At 67.7% G+C, this 25,055-nt stretch carries 31 protein-coding genes and 1 pseudogene; 9 read left to right on the top strand and 23 right to left on the bottom strand.

All coding sequences use genetic code 11. The features are described 5' to 3' along the window. Nucleotides 1-140 precede the first annotated feature (140 nt). The 3 genes and pseudogenes from NX1_RS19575 to NX1_RS19565 form a co-directional block, all read right to left on the bottom strand. Entirely contained in the window at nucleotides 141-791 is a 651-nt protein-coding gene (locus tag NX1_RS19575) for a PadR family transcriptional regulator (protein ID WP_068061318.1), read from the bottom strand. A gap of 785 nt (nucleotides 792-1,576) precedes the next feature. Next, nucleotides 1,577-1,804 (bottom strand): annotated as a pseudogene (locus tag NX1_RS38715) (MFS transporter); the annotation flags it as partial. Nucleotides 1,805-1,873: 69 nt separating this feature from the next. Then, entirely contained in the window at nucleotides 1,874-2,509 is a 636-nt protein-coding gene (locus NX1_RS19565; protein ID WP_068061313.1) for a TetR family transcriptional regulator, read from the bottom strand. Between the two features lie 102 nt (nucleotides 2,510-2,611). Between NX1_RS19565 and NX1_RS19560 the strand changes: the two genes are divergently transcribed. After that, nucleotides 2,612-3,553, top strand: coding sequence for a sigma-70 family RNA polymerase sigma factor (locus NX1_RS19560; RefSeq protein WP_245668580.1), 942 nt, complete (start codon nucleotides 2,612-2,614; stop codon nucleotides 3,551-3,553). Between the two features lie 36 nt (nucleotides 3,554-3,589). Here the strand turns inward: NX1_RS19560 and NX1_RS19555 are convergent, their stop codons facing one another. Beyond that, a complete protein-coding gene (locus NX1_RS19555) occupies nucleotides 3,590-4,222 on the bottom strand; it encodes a TetR/AcrR family transcriptional regulator (protein ID WP_068061311.1) in 633 nt (210 codons plus the stop codon). A 125-nt stretch (nucleotides 4,223-4,347) separates the two neighbouring features. Here NX1_RS19555 and NX1_RS19550 point away from each other — a divergent pair, with 125 nt between their 5' ends. The 3 genes from NX1_RS19550 (at nucleotide 4,348) to NX1_RS19540 (ending at nucleotide 6,127) form a co-directional block, all read left to right on the top strand. Continuing rightward, nucleotides 4,348-5,223: an oxidoreductase gene (locus NX1_RS19550; protein WP_068061309.1), complete on the top strand. Its 876-nt coding sequence runs from the start codon at nucleotides 4,348-4,350 to the stop codon at nucleotides 5,221-5,223. 74 nt (nucleotides 5,224-5,297) lie between these two features. Next, the gene (locus tag NX1_RS19545) at nucleotides 5,298-5,753 is read left to right on the top strand and encodes a transcriptional regulator (protein WP_068061307.1); all 456 of its coding nucleotides are present in this window, start codon (nucleotides 5,298-5,300) and stop codon (nucleotides 5,751-5,753) included. Then, nucleotides 5,750-6,127 (top strand): DUF3817 domain-containing protein, encoded by a 378-nt coding sequence (locus NX1_RS19540; protein ID WP_068061306.1) that lies wholly within the window; start codon nucleotides 5,750-5,752, stop codon nucleotides 6,125-6,127. The genes NX1_RS19545 and NX1_RS19540 overlap by 4 nt, the downstream gene beginning before the upstream one ends. A 12-nt stretch (nucleotides 6,128-6,139) precedes the next feature. On the opposite strand, the gene rdgB is transcribed toward NX1_RS19540, so the two are convergent. The 10 genes from rdgB to clpS form a co-directional block, all read right to left on the bottom strand. Further along, nucleotides 6,140-6,745, bottom strand: a complete 606-nt coding sequence (gene rdgB, locus NX1_RS19535) for an RdgB/HAM1 family non-canonical purine NTP pyrophosphatase (protein WP_068061303.1) — start codon at nucleotides 6,743-6,745, stop codon at nucleotides 6,140-6,142. Then, nucleotides 6,745-7,518: a ribonuclease PH gene (gene rph / locus NX1_RS19530; protein WP_068061301.1), complete on the bottom strand. Its 774-nt coding sequence runs from the start codon at nucleotides 7,516-7,518 to the stop codon at nucleotides 6,745-6,747. The genes rdgB and rph overlap by 1 nt, the downstream gene beginning before the upstream one ends. Nucleotides 7,519-7,573: 55 nt before the next feature. Next, nucleotides 7,574-8,338, bottom strand: a complete 765-nt coding sequence (locus NX1_RS19525; RefSeq protein ID WP_084501571.1) for a cyclic nucleotide-degrading phosphodiesterase — start codon at nucleotides 8,336-8,338, stop codon at nucleotides 7,574-7,576. A 204-nt stretch (nucleotides 8,339-8,542) separates the two neighbouring features. Continuing rightward, nucleotides 8,543-9,262, bottom strand: coding sequence for a rhomboid family intramembrane serine protease (locus tag NX1_RS19520; protein ID WP_084501570.1), 720 nt, complete (start codon nucleotides 9,260-9,262; stop codon nucleotides 8,543-8,545). A 104-nt stretch (nucleotides 9,263-9,366) separates the two neighbouring features. Further along, nucleotides 9,367-10,329: a PLP-dependent cysteine synthase family protein gene (locus NX1_RS19515; RefSeq protein WP_068061299.1), complete on the bottom strand. Its 963-nt coding sequence runs from the start codon at nucleotides 10,327-10,329 to the stop codon at nucleotides 9,367-9,369. A gap of 4 nt (nucleotides 10,330-10,333) precedes the next feature. After that, nucleotides 10,334-10,633 (bottom strand): MoaD/ThiS family protein, encoded by a 300-nt coding sequence (locus NX1_RS19510; RefSeq protein ID WP_068061296.1) that lies wholly within the window; start codon nucleotides 10,631-10,633, stop codon nucleotides 10,334-10,336. 33 nt (nucleotides 10,634-10,666) lie between these two features. Further along, entirely contained in the window at nucleotides 10,667-11,089 is a 423-nt protein-coding gene (locus NX1_RS19505) for a M67 family metallopeptidase (RefSeq protein ID WP_068061293.1), read from the bottom strand. A gap of 183 nt (nucleotides 11,090-11,272) precedes the next feature. Continuing rightward, nucleotides 11,273-12,331 carry a P1 family peptidase gene (locus tag NX1_RS19500; protein WP_068061290.1) on the bottom strand — a complete coding sequence of 353 codons (1,059 nt, stop codon included), beginning with the start codon at nucleotides 12,329-12,331 and terminating at the stop codon, nucleotides 11,273-11,275. Between the two features lie 77 nt (nucleotides 12,332-12,408). After that, nucleotides 12,409-12,978 carry an oxidative stress transcriptional regulator AosR gene (gene aosR / locus NX1_RS19495; protein WP_068061467.1) on the bottom strand — a complete coding sequence of 190 codons (570 nt, stop codon included), beginning with the start codon at nucleotides 12,976-12,978 and terminating at the stop codon, nucleotides 12,409-12,411. A 45-nt stretch (nucleotides 12,979-13,023) separates the two neighbouring features. Next, the gene (clpS, locus tag NX1_RS19490; RefSeq protein ID WP_068061288.1) at nucleotides 13,024-13,344 is read right to left on the bottom strand and encodes an ATP-dependent Clp protease adapter ClpS; all 321 of its coding nucleotides are present in this window, start codon (nucleotides 13,342-13,344) and stop codon (nucleotides 13,024-13,026) included. A 65-nt stretch (nucleotides 13,345-13,409) separates the two neighbouring features. Between clpS and NX1_RS19485 the strand changes: the two genes are divergently transcribed. Further along, nucleotides 13,410-14,741, top strand: a complete 1,332-nt coding sequence (locus tag NX1_RS19485) for a nicotinate phosphoribosyltransferase (protein WP_373864889.1) — start codon at nucleotides 13,410-13,412, stop codon at nucleotides 14,739-14,741. A gap of 6 nt (nucleotides 14,742-14,747) precedes the next feature. Here NX1_RS19485 and NX1_RS19480 read toward each other — a convergent pair whose 3' ends face one another. Continuing rightward, entirely contained in the window at nucleotides 14,748-14,978 is a 231-nt protein-coding gene (locus tag NX1_RS19480; RefSeq protein ID WP_157119868.1) for a hypothetical protein, read from the bottom strand. A 102-nt stretch (nucleotides 14,979-15,080) separates the two neighbouring features. Here NX1_RS19480 and NX1_RS19475 point away from each other — a divergent pair, with 102 nt between their 5' ends. The 4 genes from NX1_RS19475 (at nucleotide 15,081) to NX1_RS19460 (ending at nucleotide 19,245) form a co-directional block, all read left to right on the top strand. Further along, entirely contained in the window at nucleotides 15,081-15,635 is a 555-nt protein-coding gene (locus NX1_RS19475) for a nicotinamidase (RefSeq protein WP_068061280.1), read from the top strand. A gap of 11 nt (nucleotides 15,636-15,646) precedes the next feature. Continuing rightward, entirely contained in the window at nucleotides 15,647-16,192 is a 546-nt protein-coding gene (locus NX1_RS19470) for a DMP19 family protein (protein ID WP_068061277.1), read from the top strand. 32 nt (nucleotides 16,193-16,224) lie between these two features. Beyond that, nucleotides 16,225-18,273, top strand: a complete 2,049-nt coding sequence (locus NX1_RS19465; RefSeq protein WP_068061274.1) for an ATP-dependent DNA helicase — start codon at nucleotides 16,225-16,227, stop codon at nucleotides 18,271-18,273. 267 nt (nucleotides 18,274-18,540) lie between these two features. Beyond that, nucleotides 18,541-19,245 (top strand): class I SAM-dependent methyltransferase, encoded by a 705-nt coding sequence (locus NX1_RS19460; RefSeq protein WP_068061271.1) that lies wholly within the window; start codon nucleotides 18,541-18,543, stop codon nucleotides 19,243-19,245. A 66-nt stretch (nucleotides 19,246-19,311) separates the two neighbouring features. Here NX1_RS19460 and NX1_RS19455 read toward each other — a convergent pair whose 3' ends face one another. The 8 genes from NX1_RS19455 to NX1_RS36965 all read right to left on the bottom strand — a co-directional run bounded on the left by NX1_RS19455 (nucleotide 19,312) and on the right by NX1_RS36965 (nucleotide 25,040). Then, nucleotides 19,312-20,079 carry an ESX secretion-associated protein EspG gene (locus NX1_RS19455; RefSeq protein ID WP_068061268.1) on the bottom strand — a complete coding sequence of 256 codons (768 nt, stop codon included), beginning with the start codon at nucleotides 20,077-20,079 and terminating at the stop codon, nucleotides 19,312-19,314. Further along, entirely contained in the window at nucleotides 20,076-21,407 is a 1,332-nt protein-coding gene (locus NX1_RS19450; RefSeq protein ID WP_157119866.1) for a hypothetical protein, read from the bottom strand. The genes NX1_RS19455 and NX1_RS19450 overlap by 4 nt, the downstream gene beginning before the upstream one ends. Nucleotides 21,408-21,416: 9 nt before the next feature. Beyond that, nucleotides 21,417-21,836 (bottom strand): hypothetical protein, encoded by a 420-nt coding sequence (locus tag NX1_RS19445; protein ID WP_068061265.1) that lies wholly within the window; start codon nucleotides 21,834-21,836, stop codon nucleotides 21,417-21,419. 97 nt (nucleotides 21,837-21,933) lie between these two features. Continuing rightward, on the bottom strand, nucleotides 21,934-22,518 hold the full coding sequence (locus tag NX1_RS19440; RefSeq protein ID WP_084501568.1) for a DUF3558 domain-containing protein: 585 nt from the start codon (nucleotides 22,516-22,518) through the stop codon (nucleotides 21,934-21,936). Nucleotides 22,519-22,673: 155 nt separating this feature from the next. Then, nucleotides 22,674-23,315 (bottom strand): hypothetical protein, encoded by a 642-nt coding sequence (locus NX1_RS19435; RefSeq protein WP_157119864.1) that lies wholly within the window; start codon nucleotides 23,313-23,315, stop codon nucleotides 22,674-22,676. Between the two features lie 113 nt (nucleotides 23,316-23,428). Further along, on the bottom strand, nucleotides 23,429-23,977 hold the full coding sequence (locus NX1_RS19430; RefSeq protein ID WP_068061256.1) for a hypothetical protein: 549 nt from the start codon (nucleotides 23,975-23,977) through the stop codon (nucleotides 23,429-23,431). Next, nucleotides 23,977-24,720 carry a hypothetical protein gene (locus tag NX1_RS19425; protein ID WP_068061250.1) on the bottom strand — a complete coding sequence of 248 codons (744 nt, stop codon included), beginning with the start codon at nucleotides 24,718-24,720 and terminating at the stop codon, nucleotides 23,977-23,979. Before NX1_RS19425 ends, NX1_RS19430 begins: the two co-directional genes overlap by 1 nt. After that, nucleotides 24,717-25,040, bottom strand: coding sequence for a type VII secretion target (locus NX1_RS36965; RefSeq protein ID WP_068061247.1), 324 nt, complete (start codon nucleotides 25,038-25,040; stop codon nucleotides 24,717-24,719). Before NX1_RS36965 ends, NX1_RS19425 begins: the two co-directional genes overlap by 4 nt. Nucleotides 25,041-25,055: the final 15 nt, after the last annotated feature.

Here is a 25,055-nt window from a genome sequence, read left to right as displayed (position 1 = left end):
TGGTTGCCAGCCTCGTGGCCGGGTGCGCTCGTGCGGGCACGGTTCGAGACGGTTTCATCGGGCTCGGCGGCGGTGTTGCCGCACCGCCGCCGGGCCCGGTCTCTATTGCGTCCCTCCCGGCTACCGCCGGGCGATGGTGGCTACTTCGGTTCCCGCATTCCCCTCTCGACCATCTCGACGACGTCGGACGCCGCCATGGCGCCGTCATGGAACTGCCGCCACATGGGCAGGTCGGGGAAGGTGCCGTCGACCAGCTCGGCGCGCCAGGAGCGGGCCCACGCGGCCTCGGCCTCCAGCATCGCCAGCCCGTATTCGGTCTCGATCAGGAACAGGCGGGGCAGGGTGCCCGCGAGCTTCGCCAGCTCACCGCGGACGCCCGCGGCGATCGCCTCCAGCGCGCCGATTCTGACGCCGAGCAGTTCGATCACCTCGTCCGGCGACAGCACGCTGGCCACCGAGAGCCCCGCCGTGAACGCGTCGCGCTCCCGAACCGGAGTGGCAATCAATTCCCTTGTCCAGTCGGACATTTCGGCGCGACCGGCGTCGGTGACGCGGTATATGACCCGTTCCGGGCGTGCGCCGTCGCGTTCGCTGCCGACGGGTTCGAGGAAACCGGCTTTGACCATGTTCTCGACCACCGTGTAGAGCGAACCCCACTTGATGTCCATGTCCTGGTCTTTGCCGCGCTCGCGCAGCTTCGAGGCGATCTCGTAGCGGTGCATCGGCCGTTCGATGATCACCGTGAGAATGGCGAGCGCCAGCAGGTTGTTCACCTTGCGTTTCGTGGCCATGACACCTCCTTACTCGTCTACGAATATACGTACGCGAGTATTCGGGCGCAAGTATCTGAAGTCGCCTGGCTGAGGGCGTGCGGAGGCAGGTGGAGTCCGCCTCCGCACGCCCCGCTCAACCGGATGTCAGCGGCGGCCAGGCTCACTCGATGGAGCTCGGTATCGATGGCCAGAATCCGGACAGGCTCCCACCTGGTACCGGTTCAACCGACTCCTGCGGGTTCGACCTCGTCCAGATGTTCTTCCAGCAACTTGGCGGCGACACTCATGAGGGCCCGGTCGAGCAGCGCACGGTCGGCGGGGCCGCGGTCGTTCCAGGTGTCGAGGCGGGCGCCGAGCCAGCGACGCCATGCCGCCTTCACCCGATCCACCTCGGCGACACCGGAATCGGTGAGGTGCAGTACGCCGTCATCGGCGTAGACATAGCCACCGCCGATGACCTTCGACACGACCGGCTCGATCACCTCGTCGGGCACCCGGTGCGCCTGCGCGATGGTGTGCATCGTCGCAACACCACGAATCCTGTTGTGCAGGTATACCTGTCCCAGCGCCCAAGCTTGACCGCGGCTGAGCGGGCTGTGCGCGTCGGCGAGAACGGCGGGGAACACCGGACCTTCGGCGCGCGCCTTGCTCATGGTCACCGCGACGGCACGTTCGAGCAGACCCTCCCGGTCGGCGTTGTCGGGCACCGAAAACCCTTCGCCCACATCGGAAGCGCCCGCCCGAGCGCTGTCACGCAACGGCACCTCCTTCAGGAACCAGGCCACCACGAACCCGGCCAGCGCCACCCCGGTGGCCACCGCCTCGGCGAGCAGATACGAGGTGACCACCCAGGCCATGTGCCCGGCTCCGCCGAGATCGGCGACGATGGTCGGCAGTGCGGTGGAGACGATGGTCTGATCCAGTGCCGCCATCAGCATGCCGAGCACGATGGTGGCGAAGACGACGTTGGTCCGCCCGCGACCGAGCGGCTCCCGGCTGGATTTCTCGGCAACAGCGACGGCACCGGTCATCGTGCCAGTATCGTCCGATGGCCACCCGGCGCAGGGCCAGCGACACGGCAGCGAACGCCCGCCCGCGCGTCAGCCCGCGCGGACCGCGTACTTTCGCAACCCCGGCTCCAGGGCGTCGAAGGCCACCCGGATGTATTCGGTGAGCGCTCCGGCGATCTCGTCGTTCGATTCGCCCGCGAGAGTTCGGCGCACCGTCTCCTCGAACAGCACGCGGTGCACGCCGCCGAGCTGGGCCGCGGCCACCCGGGGCGTGATGTCGTCGGGCGCGGCGCCGGTTTCCGCGGCCAGCGTGCTGGCCAGCGCCGCCTCCCTGTCATCGTGGAACTCGCGTAGGCGCGCCGTCAGCGCCGGACTCTCGGCGATCATCCTGGCGAACTCGGGACCGGAGAAGCCCACCACCGGGTCGCGGTCCGCGGCGGCAGCGAGGTAGGCGCGGCGCAGCGCGGCCAGCGCGGACTCTCCCGGTTCGCGCTCGCGCACGATGCGGGCGAGTTGATCGACGAAGACCTCCCCGAGGTCGAGGGCGAGGTCCTCTTTGCGTGGGAAGTAGTTGGTCACCGTCATCTTGGCGACGTCGGCGGCGGCCGCCACCTCGGCGATCGTCACCTTGTCGAATCCGCGCTCCAGGAACAGCAGCGTCGCTTGGTGCGAGATGTTCTCGCGCGTCTGCTGCTTCTTGCGCGCACGAAGTCCCTGTTCGGCCATGGCCGCGAGCGTATCCGATCTCGGCATAAATTTGTAGTTGACATATTTTTAGGCTGTATCTAAGTTTATCTCCGCCTCGCCGATCGACCGGAAGGACCACCCGTGCCCCAGCTCGACACCGCTCCCCTCTCCGACGATCCGATGCGGGACTACCTGCGCCACATCGGCCGCACCCCGCTGCTCACGCCCGCCGAGGAGGTCGCGCTCGCCGTCCGCATCGAGGCGGGCGCGCTCGCGCAGCGGCGCATCGACGAAAGCGCTTCGGCCGGAATCGAACTCGCGGCGGCCGAGCGGCGCGAGCTGCACAGCGCCGCCGCCGAGGGCCGGTGCGCCAAGGACCACATGATCCGCGCCAATCTGCGATTGGTGGTCTCCATCGCCAAGCGCTATCCGACGCCGACGGGGATGTCGCTGCTCGACTTGGTCCAGGAGGGCACTTTCGGCCTGATTCGCGCGATCGAGAAGTTCGATCACCGGCTCGGCCTGAAGCTGTCCACCTACGCCACCTGGTGGATCCGCCAAGCCGTCGGCCGCGCCATCGCCGACCAGGGCCGGACCATCCGCATCCCGGTGCACGTGGTCGAGGTGCTCAACCGGGTGACCCGAACCGGGCGCGAGCTCGCTCAGCGACTGGGCCGTGAAGCCACCGCGGCCGAGATGGCCGCCGAGCTGGAACTCCCGGTATCCCAGGTCGAGGAGGTGCTGGGCCACGGACGCGAGCCGATCTCGCTGCACGCTCCCGTCGGCGACGGCGAGACCGAATTCGGCGGCCTGATTCCGGACGATGCCCCCGACCCTGCCGACGTAGTCGCGGCGACCATGATCCGCGGCAGGCTCGACGCGGTGCTCGCCACGCTCACCGACCGGGAACGCACGGTGATCCTGTTGCGCTTCGGCCTGGACCGGGACGAACCGCGCACGCTCGCGGAGGTCGGCACCGCGCTCGGCGTCTCCCGCGAGCGGGTCCGTCAGCTCGAGGCGAAGGCCATGGGCAAGCTGCGCCAACCCCATCGCGCACGGCGGCTGGCCGGCATGCTGGCCTGACTCGATGACCCAACGGTCACCGAGTTCCGTTGCTGCTCAGGGAGTTTCGATAAGGGCGATGGCCACCGGAACCAGCAGCTCGACCAGCTCGGACACCGGAGGCCGCGGGTCGCAGAGCAGCCACTCGTGGGTGAGTCCGTTGATCGCGCCGATGAGCGCGCTCGCCGCGAGACTGGGGTTGCCGCGAATCCGGCCGCCGAGCACCACCCTCGGCACCACCGCCGTTTCGAGCACGCTCGCCCAGGCATGCCTGCGCTCGCGCCGGTGCCGCTCCATGCGCTCGCTCACCCCGACCACCTCGATGAACGCCACCTTGGCGCGGTACGGATCGGCGTCGAGCGAGCCGAGGTAGGCGCTGAGCACGGCCGTCATCGCGGCGCTCGGATCGAGGCGCGGATCGAGCACGGCGAGTGCGTCAGCGACCGCGGTGACCGCGTCGCCCTGGATACGGTCGTATGCCGCGGCGAGCACATCCTCCCTGGTCTGGAACTCCTCGTAGAACTGACGCTTGGAAAGTCCGGCGCCCGCGCACACGTCGGCCAGCGAGCATTCCGTGTACCCGCGTTCGGCGAAGAGGCGCGTTGCGGCCTCCAGGAACCGCAGCCGCCTTTCCGCCTTGCGCTCGGCCACGGCGCGCCCGCCGTATTGCCGCCCCACCGTCGTCGTCACGCCTTCACCGTATCCAACGCAATGGCGAGGTAAGGTCACCGAATCCGGGATACGCGCCGGTAGCGAACCCGTCTGGGTCGGCGCGGTTCCTTCCCTCGAAACTTACTCCAGAGTAAGGTTGCCGCATGGCGTGGAAACCTACCGAAATCCCGGACCAGACCGGGCGCACTTATGTCATCACCGGCGCCAATGGCGGCCTCGGCGCGGAGACGACCAAGGTGCTGGCCGCAAAGGGCGCGACCGTGGTCATGGCCTGCCGCAACGCCGCGAAAGCGAAGGAGGTGGCGGCCGAGATCCCCGGTGACGTGCGAGTCGCCGCGCTCGACCTCGCCGACCTGACCTCGGTGCGCGCGTTCGCCGACCAGTCCGGCGAGATCGACGTGCTCGTCAACAACGCGGGCCTGATGAACATCCCGTTCTCCCGGACCGCGGACGGCTTCGAGACCCAGTTCGGCGTCAACCATCTCGGCCACTTCGCGCTGACCGGCCTGCTGCTCGACCGCGTCCGCGACCGGGTCGTCACGCTCGCGAGCATCGCGCACAAGCAGACCCCGAAGCTGTGGATCGACGACCTCAACTACGAGAACCGCCGCTACCAGCGCAATCTCGCCTACGCGCAGGCCAAGCTGGCGAACCTGATGTTCGCGCGGGAGTTGCAGCGCCGCCTGGCCGAGTCCGGCTCGAAGAAGCGCTCCTACGCCGTGCATCCCGGTGTCTCGGCCACCGATCTGTTCGCCAGGACCGAGACCCCGCTCGACCACGTGAGCAAGCCGTTCATCCGCCTGATCGGGCACGCTCCGGCGAAAGCCGCGCACTCGACGCTGTTCGCCGCGACCATGCCCGACGCAGACCCTGACATCTACTGGGGACCGACCCGGCTGTTCGGCAGCCAGGGACCGGTGCGGCCCTCGTCCTCCAGCAGGCTCTCGAAGAACCCCGAATTGCAGCGGCGGCTGTGGTCGGAATCGGAGCGGATGACCGGGATCACCTACCGGTTCTGACCATGCTCGCGGCGGGGAGAGCCGAGGCCGACCTGCTCCTACGCACCCTGTAGTAGACAGGTACCGTAGTAAGCGTGTCCGCCTCTCCCCGCCGCTCGGCACACAATCGCCCGGCCCTGATCGCGCTGGTGATCGTGGCCGCCCTGGCCTGCCTTGCGCTCGGCTGGTGGCAGTGGGAGCGATTCGAGTCGTCCAGCGGAACCGGGCAGAATCTCGGGTACGCGCTGCAGTGGCCGTTGTTCGCCGGGTTCGCGGTGTTCGCCTATTTCCGGTTCGTGCGACTGGAGACCGAAACCGAAGACCGGCACACGCCGGGCGCCGCGCCGCAGCGGACCGAAGCCGCCCCGAAGACCGCGCCGCGCGAGATTCCGGCGGGCATCCTGCCCGAGCGACCGAAGGCCGCGCGCGACGACGATCCGGTGCTCGCCGAATACAACAAGTACCTGGCCGCGCTCAACGCCGACGAGTTCGACGACCGGGTTCGCCGGGCAGGCCTCGACACCCGCAACACCGAGAGGAGCGCCGGTTGAGCGCCAGCGAGAACGAGACCACCGTCGCCACCGAGGCCGCGGCCGCGCCCGTCAAGGCGGCGAACACCGCCAAGATCGCCTCGGCGCTGCTGCGCTACCGGGTGCTCGCCTGGACCACCGGCCTGTGGCTGCTGCTGCTCACCGGCGAGATGATCGCCAAGTACGGCTTCGGCGCGAGCACCCCGAGCTGGATCGCGGTCGTGCACGGCTGGGTCTACTTCATCTACCTGATCGCCACCGCCGACCTCGCGGTCAAGGTGCGCTGGCCGATCGGCCGCACCGTCGGCACCCTCATCGCCGGCACCGTCCCGCTGCTGTCGTTCTTCGTCGAGCACGTCAACGCCAAGCAGGTCAAGAACGACTTCGGCGTCTGAGCCGCGCGGACGTCAGCCTGCTAGCTCGGCCAGCGCCGGCAGCAACTGCCGCAGCGCGCGGCCGCGATGCGAGGCCGCGTCCTTCTCGGCGGGCGTGAGCTGGGCGGCCGAGACCTCGCCGCCCTCCGGCACGAACAGCGGGTCGTAACCGAAACCGCCCTCTCCCATCGGTTTCCGGGCGATGACGCCGGGCCACTCGCCGCGCACCACGAGTTCCGCGCCGCCGGGCACCACCAGCGCGCAGGTCGAGACGAAGCGCGCGCCGCGCCGCTCGTCGGGGACATCGCCGAGCTGGCCGAGCAGCAGCGCGTTGTTGGCGGCATCGTCGCCGTGCCGCCCGGCCCAGCGAGCGGACAGCACGCCGGGCATACCGTTCAACGCGTCCACCTCGATACCGGAATCGTCCGCGACACAGGGTAATCCGGTCGCCGCGGCGCCGTCGCGGGCCTTGGCCAGCGCGTTCTCCTCGAAGGTCGCTCCGGTCTCGGGCGCCTCGTCGTACGGGGGCACGTCGTCCAGGCCGACGATCTCCACCCCTGCGACGCCCGCCTCGTCCAGAATGCGGCGCAGTTCCTTCAGTTTCTTGGCATTGCGGCTGGCGACCAGGACGCGGCTCATCACTTCTTCTTCGACGTCTCGACGGGCTCGGGCAGCGCGCCGGGATACGGCAGCGCCAGCGCCTCCTTCTGCACCGTGAACAGCTGCTCGCATCCGGCGAGCGCGGAATCGAGGAGCTTGTCCAGGGTGGAGCGCGGGAAGGTGGCGCCCTCGCCGGTGCCCTGGATCTCCACCAGGGTTCCGGTGTCGGTGGCGACCACGTTCATGTCGACCTCCGCGCGCGAATCCTCTTCGTAAGGTAGGTCGAGCCGCACCCGGCCGTCGACGACGCCGACGCTCACCGCGGCGATCGCGCACGAGATGGGCTGCGGGTCGGCCAGCCGTCCGGAGGCGCCGAGCCAGGTCACCGCGTCGGCGAGCGCTACGTACGCGCCGGTGATGGCCGCGGTGCGGGTGCCGCCGTCGGCCTGGAGCACGTCGCAGTCGATGGCGATGGTGTTCTCGCCGATGGCCGCGAGATCGATGCAGGCGCGCAGCGACCGGCCGATCAGCCTGCTGATCTCCTGGGTGCGCCCGCCGATCTTGCCCTTCACCGACTCCCGGCCGGAGCGGGTGTGCGTGGCAGCGGGCAGCATCGCGTATTCGGCGGTGAGCCAGCCGAGTCCGGAATCGCGCCGCCACGGCGGCACGCCTTCGGTCACGCTGGCCGTGCACATCACCCGGGTCTGACCGAACTCCACCAGCACCGAACCGGCTGGATGCGTGGTGAATCCACGCGTGATCCGTACCTCGCGGAGCTCATCGTCCGCCCTGCCATCGGCTCGTCTCGACACGGGGCCAGCCTAGTGGACACGCACTATGCCGTCCGACCGCAACCCCGGCGACCCGTCAGATGTCGAAGCTCTCCCCCGGCGCGACGGCGTGCACCGGACCGGTGAATTCGGCCTTGGCCTCGGCGATGACGTCCTCGCGCGACGTCCACGGCGGAATATGGGTCAGCAGTAGTTCCTTCACTCCTGCGCGCGCCGCGATCTGGCCCGCCTCGGTGCCCGAAAGGTGGATGCCGGGCGGACGATTCGCCGGATCATGGGTCCAGGACGCCTCCGACATCAAGACGTCGGCGCCCTGGGCGAGTTCCTGTACGGCGTCGCACATCGCGGTGTCGCCGGTGTAGACGAAGGTGCGGCCCGACTTGGTGGTGATGCGCAGGCCGTAGGACTCCGGCGGGTGGTACATCCGCCGCGCAACGACCGTGTGCCCGGGGCCGAACTCGATCTGTTCGCCCTCGGCCCACTGCTGCATGTCGATCACGTCGGACCAGTCGTCGCATTCGCCGCCGATCTCGGCGGAGGCGTTGCCGATGCGCAGCGCGGCGTCCGAAGGCCCACGCACGATGGCCCGCCCGACGGGCGGGGTCGGGTGGTAGCGCCGCCACACCAGCAGACCGGGCAGATCGAGGCAGTGGTCCGCGTGCAGGTGGGTCAGGAAGACGTCGACCTCGCCGGGGTCGGCGTAGCGCTGCAGCGCGCCGAGCACACCGGGACCGAAATCGATGACGGTCGGATTCATATCCGGACCGCTCAACAAGTATCCCGACGCTGGGGAGTCCGGGCCGGACACACTGCCCGAGCACCCGAGGACGGTAAGGCGCATGCCCTCATGCTGCCACGACGAATTATCGGTCACGAAACGATCCCCCAATATCTCCGACGGGCTGCACTCGCACCGTAGTGTGCCGAGGATCCCCGCTCGATCCTGCCAACCGCGTCGACGTCCATTATCAGAGCGTACCCAGCGGCCGGGCGGCTCATGCGCCCCCCGCGAAATCATCCTCCCGCCAAGAGTTTCCGGGTGGTCTCAGGCGGCGCTCGACGCGGGCGCGCGCCGTTGTCGCGGGGCCAGCAACCAAGCCGCGACGACACCGCCGATCGCGCCGAAAAGATGGCCCTGCCAAGAGATTCCGTACTGCCCGGGCAGTACGCCCCACAGCAGCGAGCCGTACAGCACCAGGACCACGAAGCCGAGCACGATATGTCCGATCTGCTTGGCGAACCAGCCGCGCAGGATGAGGAAAGTGAGCCACCCGAAGACCAGCGAGGAAGCACCGACGTGCACGGTGCCGTCGCCTCCGGTGAGCCAAGTGCCGATTCCGGCCAGCACCCAGATGATCGCGGTGGCCGCCAGCCCGCGCCCGATCCCCGCCGCAAGGACGAGGAAGCCGAGGACGAGAACCGGCAGCGTATTGCCGATCAGATGGTCCCAGCCGCTGTGCAACAGCGGAGCCCAGAGGATGCCCCACAGCCCGTCCGCTTCGCGCGGCTCGATGCCCGCGCGATCGAGCTGGCGGCTGTCGATGGCGTCGAAGCCCTCGATGGCGTAGAGCAGCAGCACGAATCCGGTGATCAGCACACCGGCGCGCAGCCACAACTGCTTCATCGTCGCGAAATCGCCCGAGCGCGGCGCGGGCTTCGATCCCGGCGGCGCGGCGCCAGGTGTGACCGAGCGCGGAGTCCCCGACCGCGCCCGCAGGGCCGCGATCCGATCCGGGTCGAACGAGGGCCCGAGTCCGCCGGTCATGGCAACCTCCTGATCGATGCCACAGCTCGTCCTTCGAGCGTACCGATCCGGACGCGACGCCCCCGCCCGCACGGCGCCGGGTCACCCACCCGGCGCCACGGAGCTCACGCCCAGAGCTGGCCTTCCAACCGCTCCTCCGCTTCCTCGAGCGTTCCGTCGTACGCACCGGTCGACAGGTACTTCCAGCCGCCGTCGGCCACCACGAACGCGATGTCGGCCCGCGTGCCAGCCTTGACCGCCTTGCGCGCGACGCCGAGCGCCGCGTGCAGGATGGCTCCGGTCGAGATGCCCGCGAAGATGCCCTCCTCGAGCACCAGCTCACGGGTGCGCTTGACCGCGTCGAACGGACCTACCGAGAAGCGGGAGGTCAGCACCGACTCGTCGTACAGCTCGGGGATGAAGCCCTCGTCGATGTTGCGCAGGCCGTAGACGAGTTCGCCGTATCGCGGTTCGGCAGCGACGATTTCGATGCTCGGAACCTTCTCGCGCAGGAAGCGCCCCGTACCCATCAGCGTGCCGGTGGTGCCGAGTCCCGCGACGAAGTGCGTGATCTCGGGCAGATCGGCGAGCAGTTCGGGACCGGTGCCCTCGTAGTGCGCCAGCGCGTTGGCGGGGTTGCCGTATTGGTAGAGCATCACCCAGTCGGGGTTGGCCGCGGCGATCTCCTTCGCCTTGGCCACCGCTTGATTGGAGCCGCCGGCGGCAGGCGAGTCGATGATCTCCGCGCCGAACATGGTGAGCAGCTGACGTCGCTCGACCGAGGTGTTCTCCGGCATCACGCAGACCAGCCGGTAGCCCTTGAGCTTGGCGGCCATGGCCAGCGAGATACCGGTGTTGCCGCTGGTCGGCTCCAGGATGGTGCAGCCAGGCCGCAGCAGACCGTCGGCTTCGGCCTGTTCGATCATGCGCAGCGCGGGGCGGTCCTTGATCGATCCGGTGGGGTTGCGGTCCTCCAGCTTCGCCCACAGCCGCACGTGGTCGTCGCCGTCCCACTTCGGGGACAGCGTGCGCAGGCCGACCAGCGGGGTGTCGCCGAGGGTCGCGATCAGCGATTCGTAGCGCGCCACGGAATCAGCGAATCCCGTCGACATGCGTCCGCGCGCCACCGGCGACAGCGGGCAGGATGGTGACGCTCGCGCCCGCGGGCACCTCGGCGGCAAGACCGCCCGCGAAGCGCACGTCCTCGTCGTCGACGTAGATGTTGACGAAGCGGTTCAGCTTGCCGTCCTTGAGCAGGCGCTCGGCAAGCCCGGGGTGGTTGGCGTCGAGGTTCTCGATCAGCGCGGACAGCGTCTGGCCCTCGGCTTGCACGCGCTTCTCGCCTCCGGTGAGGCCGCGCATGATGGTCGGGATGGACACGGTTACCGACATGGGTACTCCTCGGTTCTCGTCAGGGCTCGGGGGTCAGGCGGTCTCGTAGTCGTCGACGATCCGCACCGGCTCCTCGGTGACATCGCCGTCGAGGATCCGGTAGCTGCGCAGCTCGTGCTTTTCGGGGTCGCGGGTCGAGACCAGCACGTAGTGCGCGTTGGGCTCGGACGCGTAGGAGATGTCCGTGCGGCTGGGGTAAGCCTCGGTGGCGGTGTGCGAGTGATAGATCACCACCGGCTCCTCGTCGGCCGCGTCCATCTCGCGCCACACCTTCAGCTGTTCGCCGGAATCGAAGCGGTAGAAAGTCGGCGAGCGTTCGGCGTTGACCATCGCGATGAACCGCTCCGGCCGATCCGAACCCTCGGGCCCCGCGATGACCCCGCAGGCCTCGTCCGGGTGGTCGGCGCGGGCGTGCGCCACCATCGCCTCCACGAGGTCGGCTCTGATCACCAACACGAGTCAAACCCTTCCGCATACCTTCGCCGACCTGATCCACAGCCGACAACGAGCCAGCCTATTCGCCTATTCCCCCCGCTCCACTCCCCGGTCCCGGTTTCCGCGGTTCACCTGCACACAGCTTCTGGTCACCGGCTGGGCGTCGCGCGGCTTGCCGGTGTGGGAGCGCGCAAGGTGTGTGGGTCAATCCAGGAAGAGGTCGGTGTAGGTAGGGATGCCCGCGACGGGGGTCGCCGTGAGGACCGCGTCGACGATGGCGCGTTCGACGCAGAGGGCGGCCGCGGTGCAGAGCGCGTCGAGGAGCAGCAGGTCGTCCGGGAAGGCGGGCGGGAGCGGAACGCGAGCGGGCCGGGCGGTGCCGGTGGCCACGGCGAACAACGTGTCGCCATCGAGAGGCGAATGCGCGGGGCGGACCGCGCGGGCCAAGCCGTCGTGGGCCGTTGCCGCCATCCGGCGGCAGCCGGAAGGATCGAGCGGCGCGTCGGTGGCGACGACACCGATCGTGGTGTTGAGGACGGTGCCCTTGACGGGCAACGCGTTGGCGTGGGCCAGGCGCTCCGGATCGGCCGGTCGCAGCCCGAACCGGCCGGGGCCGTCGGTGCCCGCTCCCCACGGCAGACCGGTGCGCGGATCGAACACCGAACCGACCGGGTTCGCCACCACCAGCGCTGCCACCGTGACGCCCGCGGCCGGGCCTTCGCCGAGCACGAGGCTCGCGCTGCCGACGCCACCCTTGATCGATCCGGCGCGCGCTCCGACGCCCGCGCCGACCGAACCGCGCTCGAAATCGGCGGCCGCCACGGCGGCGGCTCGATAGCCGAACTCGGCGGTCGGCCGCACGTACCAGTCGCCGACCGGCAGGTCGAAGATCACCGCGCCCGGCACGATCGGCACGACCCGGTCGGCATCCTCCGGGTCCATCGGAATGCCTTCGCCCTGCTCCTCCAGCCACCGCATGACACCGTCGGCGGCGGCGAGACCGTACGCGCTGCCGCCGGTGAGCAGGATCGAATGGACCTGGCGAACGGTGTTGGCGGGATCGAGCAGATCGGTCTCGCGGGTGCCCGGCCCGCCGCCGCGCACATCGACAGAGGCGACGGCACCGCCCGGCGCGCGTACCACGGTGCAGCCGGTGGCGGCGCCCGAACCGAGGGTCGCGTCGGGATCGAGGTCGTGATGGTGTCCGACGAGAAGACCCGCGACGTCGGTGAGCGAATCGCGTGGTCCCGGCACTGCATTCATCCGCTGCCCTCCAGAAATTGCGGGACGACCCGCTTCATTCTCGCCCGGGTTCGGTGCATGGCGGCACGCAGCTTCGATCAGGGCGCGAGCGCTTGCAGCAGCGTGTCCTGCATCCAGGTCAGCCAGTGGTAGACGTCCAGGTGCGGACCGCGCGGATCATCGGGATCGAGGTGGTCGGGCGTGTCGGCGTCGATCTCCAGCACCGTGCCGAGCGCGAGGCGGACATCGGTGAGCGCGGCGAGCCACGCGTCGGCCTGTTCCGGCGTGAGCACGATCTTGCCGCCGTCCGGCGGGACGGTGTCGAGCACCACCGCGCCCGCGGCGAGCTTGCTGTCGATGATCTCCGGTTCGTGCAGCCCGCGCAGTGCGCTGTTCAGGCCCGCGCGCTCAGCGTCGGGGGAACCGGGCTCGGCGCGGTGGAAATCCGGCAACAGCCGTAGTAGCCGCGGGTCGTCCGGCGGGGTGGTGTTGCCGGTGCGCAGGCCGGTGAGCGCGGCGAGCTCGTCCTCGGGCGCCGACCGCGAGCGCTCGACGAGCAACCCGGACACCGCGCCGACGAGAGAGCGCAGGACTCCGGCCTCTCTCGCGTCCATCTCGGACCGCAGCTTGAGGCCGCTCAGTGAGTTCTTCCGGCTCCACTTACGCACGGAGCCCGCTCCATTCACGCACGAGCGCCAGGGTAGTCGTACCGATCAGTCGTCCCGTTGCATGGTCGCCCACAGGCCCGCGGCGTGCAGCCTGCGGACGTCGTGCTCCATCTTGTCGCGCGAGCCGGACGACACCACGGCCTTTCCTTCGTTGTGCACCTGCAACATCAATTCGGTCGCCTTGGCTTTGCTGTAGCCGAAAAGCTTCTGAAAGATGTAGGCCACGTAGTGCATGAGATTGACCGGGTCGTCCCACACCACAGTTACCCACGGACGGTCCTCCGCCTCCAGGATCTCGGTGTACTCGACCGCTTCCGGGGTCGCCTGTGCCGCCGACAGTGTCGTTTTCGTTTCGCACAAGCTCATAACGTCCAGGGTACGACTCGCCCCCGGGGATACAACACCCGTGCACGGCAGCCCCGCGAGTCCCGCTGGCTACAGTGGCCGATGTGGACCAGCACGATGGGGTCGCCAGCACCGCGCTGCTGACCGACCAGTACGAACTGACCATGCTGGCGGCCGCGCTCGCCGACGGCTCCGCGCACCGCGCGTGCACCTTCGAGGTGTTCGCCAGGCGGTTGCCACACGGTCGCCGCTACGGCGTCGTCGCCGGAACGGGCCGGTTGCTCGAGGCGCTGGCGAACTTCCGTTTCGGTGAAGAGGAGCTGGCGATCGTCGCCGGATTCCTGGACGACCGCACCCTGGACTGGCTGCGCGCTTACCGCTTCACCGGCGAGATCGACGGCTACGCCGAGGGCGAGCTGTACTTCCCTGGCTCCCCGATCCTTTCGGTACGCGGCAGCTTCGCCGAGTGCGTCGTGCTGGAGACGCTGATCCTGTCGATCCTCAATCACGACAGCGCGATCGCCTCGGCCGCGGCGCGCATGGTGAGCGCCGCCGCGGGCCGCAGGATGATCGAGATGGGCTCGCGGCGCGCCCACGAACTGGCCGCGCCCTCGGCATCGCGGGCCGCCTACCTCGCGGGCTTCGACGCCACCTCGAACCTGGAGGCGGTGCGCACCTACGGCGTGCCTGGCGCTGGCACCAGCGCGCACGCCTTCACGCTGCTGCACAGCGGCGCCGACGGCGCGCACGAGGCCGCGGCCTTCCGCAGTCAGGTCGAGGCGCTCGGCGTCGGCACCACCCTGCTGGTCGACACGTTCGACATCACCCGCGGCGTAGCCAACGCGATAGAGGTCGCCGGCACGGAACTCGGTGGCGTGCGCATCGATTCCGGCGATCTCGGCGTGCTGGCCAGGCAGGTACGCGTGCAACTCGACGAGCTCGGCGCGACCAAGACCCGCATCGTGGTCTCCGGTGACCTGGACGAGTACGCGATCGCCGCGCTGCACGGCGACCCCGTCGACGTGTACGGCGTGGGCACCGCACTGGTCACCGGGTCCGGCGCGCCGACGGCGGGCATGGTCTTCAAGCTGGTGGAGGTGGACGGGCTTCCGGTCGCCAAGCGCAGCAGCCACAAGGAATCTCGCGGCGGCGCGAAGAAGGCGGTGCGCCTCGCGCGCGACACCGGCACCGTCGTCGAGGAGATCGTCTACCTCGCGGCGGGCCCCGAGCCCGCGAGCGGCGAGTTCCAGTCCCGTCCGCTGTCGGTCCCGCTGGTGCGCGATGGCAAAGCGCTGGACGGGCTTCCGACTTTGGCCGAGAGTCGCGCGCTGGTGTCGCGCGGGTTGGTCAGCCTGCCGTGGGAAGGCCTGAAGCTCTCCGACGGCGATCCCGCCATCCCGACGACGTTCCTGAGCTGATCGGCCTCATTTCCCCGACAGTCCGCCGGAGCGCCGCCCGATACCCGTGAAAGCCACGAGCACCAACACGACGAGCAGCGCGATCACGCCGACCACAACCCCGCTGATCACCACGGAGAACCACTCGGCGCCCACCGGCCACTCGCCGTCGGACGCGCGCTGCGCCAGCGAGAACCCGGTGTAGCCCGCCGCCGTCCCGACAGACACCCCGGTCGCCAGCTTGGCCACAGGACTCATACCCACCTCCATGTCGAACCGATCCGCCCGGACAACAAGGGCGGCAAGAGGTAATCACCGGCGGGGTAATCTTCGTTTACATCACCCGAAAGGTGTCATGAGATGAAGCGGGCGCTGATCATCGTCGACGTGCAGAACGATTTCTGCGAAGGCGGTTCACTCGCCGTCGACGGGGGCGCGGGGGTCGCGGGTCGCATCAGCGAGCACGCGATCGCCGGTGACTACGCCGCCGTCGTGGCCACCCGCGATCACCACATCGATCCGGGCGCGCACTTCTCCACCGAACCGGACTATGTGGACAGCTGGCCTCCGCACTGCCGCGTCGGCACCCCCGGCGCCGACTTCCACCCGAACCTGGACACCACGCCGATCCACGAGGTCTTCTCCAAGGGCGAATACAGCGCCGCCTATTCGGGTTTCGAGGCCGCGACCGCCGACGGCACCGACCTCGCCGAGTGGCTGCGCGAGCGCGACATCGACGCGGTCGACGTCGTCGGCATCGCCACCGACCACTGCGTGCGCGCCACGGCGCTCGACGCGAGAGCGGCCGGATTCGAGACGCGCGTGCTGCTCGGCCTGACCGCGGGCGTGGCGCAGGCGACCATCGAGAAGGCGCTCGGCGAACTCGAGGCCGCCGGCGTCGAGGTCGCCCGTTAGGGTCCACCCCCGTGGACTACCGATTTCCGGCGAGCGCCCGCGCCGCCGTCGCCCGGGCACTGGCCGACGCCGAGGACATCGACCGCGCGGCGGACATCGTCTTCTGGTCCAACCCGGCGACCGAGGAACTGCGCGCCGACCCGGTCCGCCGCCGCACCGCCCTGCCGCCCGCGTTCGCCAATCTGATGGTGCTCGCCTCGCTGAACGATCACGTGGATGCGGGCGGCTTCGGCCGTTTCCTCGCGCGGCGGGCCGACGAACTCCCCTGGCTGCCGGGCGCGCTGCGGGCCGCGGGAATGCCGGGACTGGCCGCAGCGGTGGTGGTCGCCGCATACGAGGCGCTGGCGGAATCGCACGACAACGCCGACCTGGACCGGCTCTGGGACGACGAGTACGCCGTGCTCGACAACCCCGACCAGATCAGGCAGCCGCGGGACGGCACCCGGAAGAACCGCGCCGACGCGCTCTACGACGCCAACGAGCCCGCCGATTTCCAGCGGCGCGTGCTCGAGTACGCGCGCGCCAACCTCGACGACTTCGTCCGGCCCGACCGGTGAACCGTGTCGGTGGCGGGCAGTAGGCTGCACGCGTGCCCGAACTGCCCCCAGTCTCCGACCTTCTGGCCACCGCCGTGCACGCGCTGGGCGGTAAGGAACGGTCCGGGCAGGTGACGATGGCGTCGGCCGTCGACCACGCGATCGACACCAAGGAGCACCTGGCCGTGCAGGCCGGGACCGGTACCGGCAAGTCGCTGGCCTACCTGGTCCCGAGCCTGCGGCACGCGGTGCGCACCGGCCGCACGGTGGTGGTGTCGACCGCGACGATCGCGCTCCAGCGTCAGCTGGTCGACCGCGACCTGCCCCGCCTTGCCGAGGCGCTGGCCAAGCCGCTCGGTCGCCCGGCCCGTTTCGCGATCCTCAAGGGCCGCAACAACTATCTGTGTCTCAACAAGATAAACAGCGCCATCCCCGACGAGCCCGCGGAGGCCGAGCTGTTCGACGCGTTCGCGATCTCCCGCCTCGGCCGCGAGGTGCAGCGCCTCAACGACTGGGCCTCCAACACCGAGACCGGCGACCGCGACGAGCTCGCGCCCGGCGTCACCGATCGCGCCTGGCGTCAGGTCAGCGTGTCCTCACGCGAGTGCCTCGGCAAATCACGCTGCCCGTTCGGGCAGGACTGCTACGCCGAGCGCGCCCGCGCCGAGTCGGCCCAGGCCGATGTGGTGGTGACCAACCACGCCTTGCTCGCCATCGACGCCATCAGCGGCATCCAGGTGCTGCCCGAACACGACGTCGTGGTGATCGACGAAGCGCACGAACTGGTCGACCGAGTCACCGGCGTGGCCACCGCCGAACTGGCGCCGTCCGCGATCAGCGCCGCCGCCCGCCGCTGCGCCAAACTCGTCGACGAGCGCGAGGTGGACCGGCTGGAGGGCGCGGCGGAGGCCTGGCATCAGATCCTCGACGAACTGCCGCCCGCCCGCTGGGACGTCATGCCCGACGGCGTCCCCCAGGCGCTGGCGCTGGTACGCGACGCCGCGTGGAACGCGCGCACCGAACTCGCGCCGCCAGGCAGCGGCAATCCGCAGGGTGATCCGGACACCGCGGCCGCCCGCACACTGGCGCTTGCCGCGATCGATGAAATACACGACAGCGCCGTCCGCGCGCTCACCGCGTTCGACGAACCCGATCCGGCGACCCGGCGCGACGTCATCTGGCTGGCGGCCGAGGACGCGCGCGGCGGCGTGCCGCGCAAGACGCTGCGCATGGCGCCGCTCTCGGTCGGCGGACTGCTGCGCTCACGGCTGTTCGGCACCGCCACCGTGGTGCTCACCTCGGCCACCCTGCAGATCGGCGGATCCTTCGACGGGCTCGCGGTCACCTGGGGACTGCCCGCCCAGTCCGCGAACCGCCCCGACACCGGAACCGCCAACGGCGCGCAGGCGCCCTCGGACAACGAGACCGTGCGCTGGAGCTCGCTCGACGTCGGATCTCCCTTCGACCACGCCAAATCGGGCATCCTCTACGTGGCCAAACATCTGCCGCCGCCGGGCCGCGACGGTCTGCCGCCCGCCTACCTCGACGAGATCGAGCGCCTGATCGATGCTGCGGGCGGACGGACACTCGGCCTGTTCTCCTCGATGCGCGCCGCCCGCGCCGCCACCGACGCGCTGCGCGACCGGTTGAACACCCCGGTGCTGTGCCAGGGCGAGGACTCGACGGGCGCGCTGGTGCGCAAGTTCGCCGACGATCCGGAGACCTCGCTGTTCGGCACCTTGTCGCTGTGGCAGGGCGTCGACGTTCCCGGCCCGTCGCTGAGTCTGGTGATCCTGGACCGCATTCCGTTCCCCCGCCCGGACGACCCGCTGCTGGCGGCGCGGCAGCGGGCGGTCGAATCCCGCGGCGGCAATGGCTTTCTCACTGTCGCGGCCAATCACGCGGCGCTGCTGCTCGCCCAAGGCACCGGCAGGCTGCTGCGCAGCGTGGACGATCGCGGCGTCGTCGCCATCCTCGACTCCCGGTTGGCCACCGCACGCTACGGCGGCTACCTGCGCGCCACCCTCCCGCCGTATTGGGAGACCGCCGATCCGGAGGTGGTCGTGAAGGCGCTGAAACGGTTGACCGCGAACGCAAGCTGACCGAGGACGACGTTCGATGCGAACCCGCGCGACCACGAACCGCCCGCCGCCGATCCCATCTGTGATACCACTCACAAACGCGCACAATTGATTCCGCGTGGAAGTAAGTTTGGCCTTGATGCTTCGGTGGACCCCAATTCCCACACCGAATGTATCGGTGATATCCCCGTGCCAAGCCCCTGCACTCGGTGCGGGGATGTCCCTAAAACAATTCCGCGGCGCGAAATTTGGATGTCGCGCCGCAGCGGCGTGTGAGACGGTATCCGGATGAAGCGCCCCACCGAAAACGACGTACTCGGTGAATTCCTGATCAGCGCAAGATCATTGACCGAGTATCGTGCCATCTTCGAGCTCATCGACGCCGACCTGCGCGGCCGCATCCTCGACTGCCCCGGCGGCGCAGCGAGTTTCGTCGCCGAAGCCGCCGAACTCGGCGCTCATGTCCTCGCTGCCGACCCGGTCTACGCCAACCCCCCAGCCGAACTCCGCGAGCTCGCCCGCACCGAAACCGAACGCGGAAGCGCTTACGCCGGATCTCATCACGAACGCTACCGCTGGGACTTCTACGGCGACCCGGACCGCCTCCAGGCCATCCGGCTGACCGCCGCGACCCGCTTCGGCGACGACCTGCTCGCCAACCCCGGCCACTACATCGCCGCCCAGCTCCCCGTACTCCCCTTCCCCGACAACACCTTCGACTTAGCCCTCAGCTCCCACCTGCTTTTCACCTACGCCGACCGCCTCGACGCCGACTTCCACCTCGCCGCGCTACTCGAACTCGCCCGCGTCACCACGGGTGAAATCCGCCTCTACCCACTCGTCGACCACAGCGGGCGGCCCCAGGACGACCTGATCGCTCGCCTCCGAAAAGAGGTACACGACAAGGGCATTCCCACCGAGCTGCGCCCCACGCACTACGAATTCCACCGTGGAGCGACCGAGATGCTGGTGTTGCGACCGAACCGGCGATGAGCCGCGGCCGACCGAATCCGCTCGATGCCGAGTCGGCTCAGGGTTATCGTCACCGATAGCCGGGCCTCACCAGCGACGGGCAACCGGGCGGTGCGTCGACTCGATCAGAGTGGTCAACTGACGCTCGATCTCCTCGGGGGCACCGGGCGTGACGGTGAAATCCTCACCGCCCTGGTGATAGAGCAGATACCTGCCGTCCGCGGGAAGGTAATCCAGCCAATGGAATCCACGCCCGTCGTTCGTCGGCCTGCTGTCGTACGCCGCGCCCCGATAGACGGTGATCTCTCCGAGACCGGACCGGGGACGCCGCAGAATGCGGTTCAATTCCTCGGTGTGGGACAAGCGCGTCGGGTGCTGCGCGTAATCCGTCCGCCCCAGATCAGAGCGACGTCCCCGGATGGGAGCATGCCGACCTTCCACGCACCTCGGCAGCTGGACCACGACATGCCGAGCGACGGCTCGTGCGGGACAGTGCGAGAGCAGCACGTCGCGGCCGTACTGCTGGGTCGGCCCCGGCAACTGGACCGCGACGGTCGCCCGATCACCCTCCACGCCCGCGTGAATGCGAACGACCTGAGCGAAATCGCGCCCGAAGAAGCCGTGCACCTCGACGCGGACTTGCGGCTCGAGCAGCACCTGCAATGCGCCATGCAGGCGATGATCGGCGATCCGGCCAAGTCGCTGCCCGGCTTCGGCGCGCGCACGGAGATAGTCGTCGTGCGCCTCGATGCCCTCGACCGTGTAGCGCAACGGATACGGCAGCCGGTCACGCCCGAACGCCTCCAGCGCCAGCTGGAACATGAAACCATCCAGACGCCAATGGTTTTCGCTCACCCGCCGATCACTCCACCCGGCGGAAGCGCGGGCGGCTGACTCCCGAGCAATTCATCTCCATGGTCATAGATCAAATAGTCGGGTGTCTTGTGCTCATCGTCGTCATCACCCTTACCGCGCGCCGCCGGCGCACCCATTCCGGGCATGCCCGCCCGGCCGCTGCCTGCCGGGCGGCTGTTGGCCAACCCGCCCGACGGCCCGGACTGCCCCGGAACATTCCCGCCGGGCACTGACCGCCCGGGCGATGGGATCGTCGGCACGCCCGGTCCGGGCGACCCCGGTCCCGGCCCCGTAGGCGTCGGCAGACCCGCATTCGGCAGCTTGGTGTCGGGGACCGTCGCGGCTGGCGTCGTGGAGGTCGGCGTGGTCGACGTCGGATCAGTCGGAGTCGTGCTTTGCGGAGTCGTGCTCTGCGGGTCGCCCGTCGTCGGATCCTCGGGGGTTTCCGTGTCCGTCGGGTCGTCAGTGCCCGGATTACCCGGTCCTGGCCCTGGCCCTGGCCCCGGACCGGGACCAGGGCCGGGACCAGGACCGGGAATCTTCGGCTCTTCCTTCTTGTCGTCGATCGTGCTCTTCGGCTCGGGAAGGATCGGCGTGTACGGATCCACCTCGTCCACGACACCGGGCTGATACACCCGATCCATGAAGTCGCGGACCCGATTCTCGGCTTCGTCGGCGCGGTACTGGGCGCTCTTGAAAACCCCGTTGCCGGGGATGTGACCGATGACTTGATCGATGAGCGACAAACTGTGCGGCTCGTCGACGGTCTGCTGGGCCTGGGTCAGATATCCCTCGGTGAGATCCAGTCCGCGAGCGACCATGTTGAACGTGACGATCAGCTTCTTCATCTCGTCTGCGTAGGACTTGGTGGATTCGATGACCGCGTTGGCGGTCTTGCCTTCCATGAAGTCATCAATGTCGCGTTGCACGCCGGTGGAGAAGTCGTTGACGAGACGTTCGGCTTCACGGACCATGTCGCGCCAACCGTCGGCGGCCTTGTTGATCTCGGGTTGCTTGATGTCCTTCAGTTGGTTGTAGATCCACTCGTGAGACTGCGAAAGGAAAGATTCCTTTTTGTCCCCCACCAGGACCCGATCCGCGTATCGGCCGTCGTATTGCGACTGCAGATCCGACCACGTCTTGTTGACGAACTGCCGGTCGGTATTCCACTGATTCTGTGCTTTGGACTGCCGATCGTTGAAGTTCTCTTCTTGCGTCTGCGCCTCGGAACGCGCGTGGAAGAAGTTGTACACGTGACGCGGAACCGCGATCACTGGAACGCCATAGCTGGCGACGTTGGCCAGCCACTCGTGCGGAGGAGTCCCCATTACGCCTGCTTATACATCCGTGTTGTTGAACTGACTGGCATTGGCCTGATCGGTGTCGGAAAGCTTGCGAATCGACAAGGCGTAGGTATCGCGCATCAACGTGACAACGTCGATGTGCTTCTTCAACTGATTGACCGCAGAGTCGGAGTCGTTGACCGCCTTGTTCTCGAATTTTTTCTTCAGAGCCTCGGCGGAAGGCAGGGTTCCGAAACCACTTATCTGCCCCAGGTCGGATGCCTTGACGAGGAGGTAATCCTCTAGTCCTTTGAGCATTACCTCGGCGCGGTTGCGCAGCGCATCACCGATCTGATGATCCATTCGGAACTCGCCCGCTTCAGCTTTCTGCTTGTACCCGCGCCACTGGGCCAAAGCGTCGTCTAGCGACGCTGGGTTTTGCTGGCTTCCCGCAGGTTCGTTTGCGTTCGACATCAGCCCCTCCCTCTCCGACCAATTCTCCGAGCCGAACCGTGACGTTGGAGACCGTGACGCGCGAAACGCGCCGCACCGGCCTCCGAAAGCAGAGTTCTCATTTCGGCAGAATCGGTTCGAAGTACCTCATATGCCGCTCGGCCAAGTCACAGGGCGGTGATTGTGGCATAGAACCACGCTCGCTGTACCGCCAGGCGATTCCCACCTCGAACATCCCCTGCGCGGCGGGAACACTGACATAACAGGTCAGCTTGTCAGGATCGTGCCTCTTGGTGTGCACCACGCCGGCCCTGGATCCTACGGCGACGTCTTCGATCACGAGACTTTGATCATTCGCTCGACGTTCAGGGACCGTGCGCCTCGTCGAGAAGATGCTGACGGCATACGGTCCCTCGGTCGATCTCCAGTTGCAGACTTTCCACCAAGCCTCATCGTTGGACTCACTGTCCGCGCTCACTTGCTTGGTCGCCGGATCCAACTTGTCCCCCCGCAACACGTCATTCGACAGATCTGTACACGGATTGAACAGCGGAACCGACTCATTGTGCGAGAACGGACTACTCCCCTCCTCCGTCGCGTTCCCGCCAACGGTCGACGTGCAACTCGCCAGCACGGAACTCACGGCAGCCGCACCAACAGCCAGACGCACCGCGAACCTGCTCGACATCCCCATGGCTCGCATACCCCTCCTGACATCCAGCGCCGACGAGCCCTCACAGGATAAGACGTAGATGGATCCCCCACGGTTCCCACTCGGGCACGGTCATCTTATCCGACGGCGGCCAAGCGCCCAACAGCTCAGGAGAGTTGGCGCTTCCCCACCACCGCCGCTGATCATCATGTCGTGTCGGGCTCTTCGTCGAGCGGAGGGCGATAGCGAGGGTCTTGTTCGATCGCCGCGCGGAAACGGGAATGGGCTTGGACGAAGGCGAATCTTTCGTCATAGATCGGACGGTAGGTCACCCGCTGAGTGCCCTTGTTGGCCAGCAGAATGAACACAACCAAACCCAGCGGAATCGAACCCGGGAATAGAGCGAGTACTAGCGGGACGAGCAGAAGATCGATGTTCGCCACGCTGACTATCACCACAGCGACGAGATTGACGGCCATCACCCACAGCAGCGCGCGGGCGAGCCAGCGGTATCGCCGGGTGGTGCGGACGCATCGATCACAGACAGGCCACTCGCCGTCGAGGATCGTCGAAACCGGTGCGCCCGTGACCATTCTCAGCCACACGAGCTTGGCCAGGTCTCGCTCGAAGGCCGAGCGATGAAACCGAGGATGCAGGTCGGTGTCGTAGAAGCAGGCTCGCACCTCGCTTCGGGACACCGCCGGGCGACCGTGCCTGGCACACACATCGGGCAGAGGTTGCGCGACTTCCAGTTCGAGTGGTTCGACGTGTAGCCGCCGGTCCGTCTTCCGCCAAAGGGAACCAGTATTCGGCAAAGCTTTTCGACACCGACGCAGCCGGATCGTCACATCGTCCTGGTGAGTCCACTGCCGCTGGTGCACCAACGGGGTCGGCGGTAGCGGGTTCGGTTCGAAGCCACCACTATTGGGGCTGTAGTACTCGCCAGCCAGGCGCAGTCGCCTCACTGGAGCCAGCCACGCTGGTTGCGGTCCTGGAAGTACAGATCGTCGTCATCCAGATCGTCGGGCGTGACGATCCGGTCGCGATTGGGCTTCCGAGTTCCTGGAATCACATGGCTCGCTGGGCGGTCACCGCTACTCGAGATGTTGGCAGCGGACGCGGAGGGAGTCGATTGGGGAGCGCTGGTCGGCGATTGGTCGGGTGACGTACCCCGGGAGGGTTCAGCGGGTGGCGGAGTCTCGGAATCCTGTTTCCGGTAGCTCTCGAGGATTGCATTTCCCAGTTCGGCCTTTCGCTGGATTTCCTCGGGCGAAGTCGCCGCGAAATCCGCGAGCGCCTGGGGGATGACGGCGTCGCCAAGTCGCGCGAATGCCTCGCTGTGGGCGAGATCGCGAAGCGTGCCCTTCCCCTGCAGGATGCCCTGTATTTGCGCCTTCAGATCTGCGTCAACGCCCGCGCTGCCGACGATGATGTTCATAGCTTTCGCAAGATGACGTGACATGCCGATGTCGCCGCCGACGAGGTCCAGCATCGGTTCTTCGCGACTCATCAGATCACCCCGGGATGATCGTAGCTCCCGCCCAGGCTGGGAATTCGGAATTCCATCGCGGTCCCTATGAATGCGGTGATCGTACCGACGGCTGCTTGTGCGGCAGCCAGCGCGGCTCCTAGATTTTTTATCAGCTTCACGGTATTGAAATTCATTGCGATGACGATGGCGACACAGACGACTTCCAGTGCGGCTGCAGCCGCAGCGCCATAGCCAGTCGCCCTGGCAGCAGCTGCTGCTATTTTAGTCAGCACCCACTGAACAATTTGGTCGCCGATTTCCAGAAGAATCGCTTGGACGGTCTGCGCGATGCCGAACGATGCCCACGCAAAGGCGGCGATCGCGTTAGCGACCTCTGTCAAGGGATCGACCTGCCCGTCGACAGCCGTCGTCAGTTTGGAGAAGTAGTCGTCCGCGCTGGTGGCTGCATTGCCCTGCCAGGACGACTCCATGTTTTTCATCGCCGACTCGACCGCGTCAGCGTAGGCAGTGTTGTACGCGGCCAGATTCTCGACCGCCTTGGCGGATTCGAGGAGCTTTTGCCAATCTCCTCCGAAGTACTCCTGCACCTCTCCGACCGGGTTGAATCCAGTCAACGAGACGATGAGATTCAAGTAGTAGGTGACGCTGTACGCGTTTCCCAGCACGAAGTCGACCAGAGTTCCTCCGGTCGACAACCAAGCCTCGACCTCCGGTGCGACGAGCTTCTCGGTCGGATCAGGTGCAGCAGTACTGTCGGTCATTTATCAGCCTTCGTCGGGTAGGTCTTGTCGAGCGCTTCGGCCCGCGCTTTGTCGATAGTTCGGTACATGTCCGCGGCCTTCTCCAACTCCGTAGCGGCTTCGCTCGTCTTGGAGCCCAGCCGGGTATAATTTACCGCCAGCTCGTCACAGGCTTCTTGAAGAACGTCCATGAGAGGTTTCAGGACCAGACCGGCATTACTTTCCAGATCGAGCCACTTCTTGGCGTACTCGACGGCCTTCGCGCTTCCCGTAGCGATTTCCCCCAGCTGGTCTGCCGCCTTGTCGATGTCGTCCGGGGCAACCTTGAATTCGTAGGTCATTCTCTGACTTTCTGT

Source organism: Nocardia xishanensis NBRC 101358 (genome assembly GCF_001613365.1).
Lineage (GTDB): Bacteria > Actinomycetota > Actinomycetes > Mycobacteriales > Mycobacteriaceae > Nocardia > Nocardia xishanensis.
This window is presented reverse-complemented; position numbering and strand designations above follow the sequence as displayed.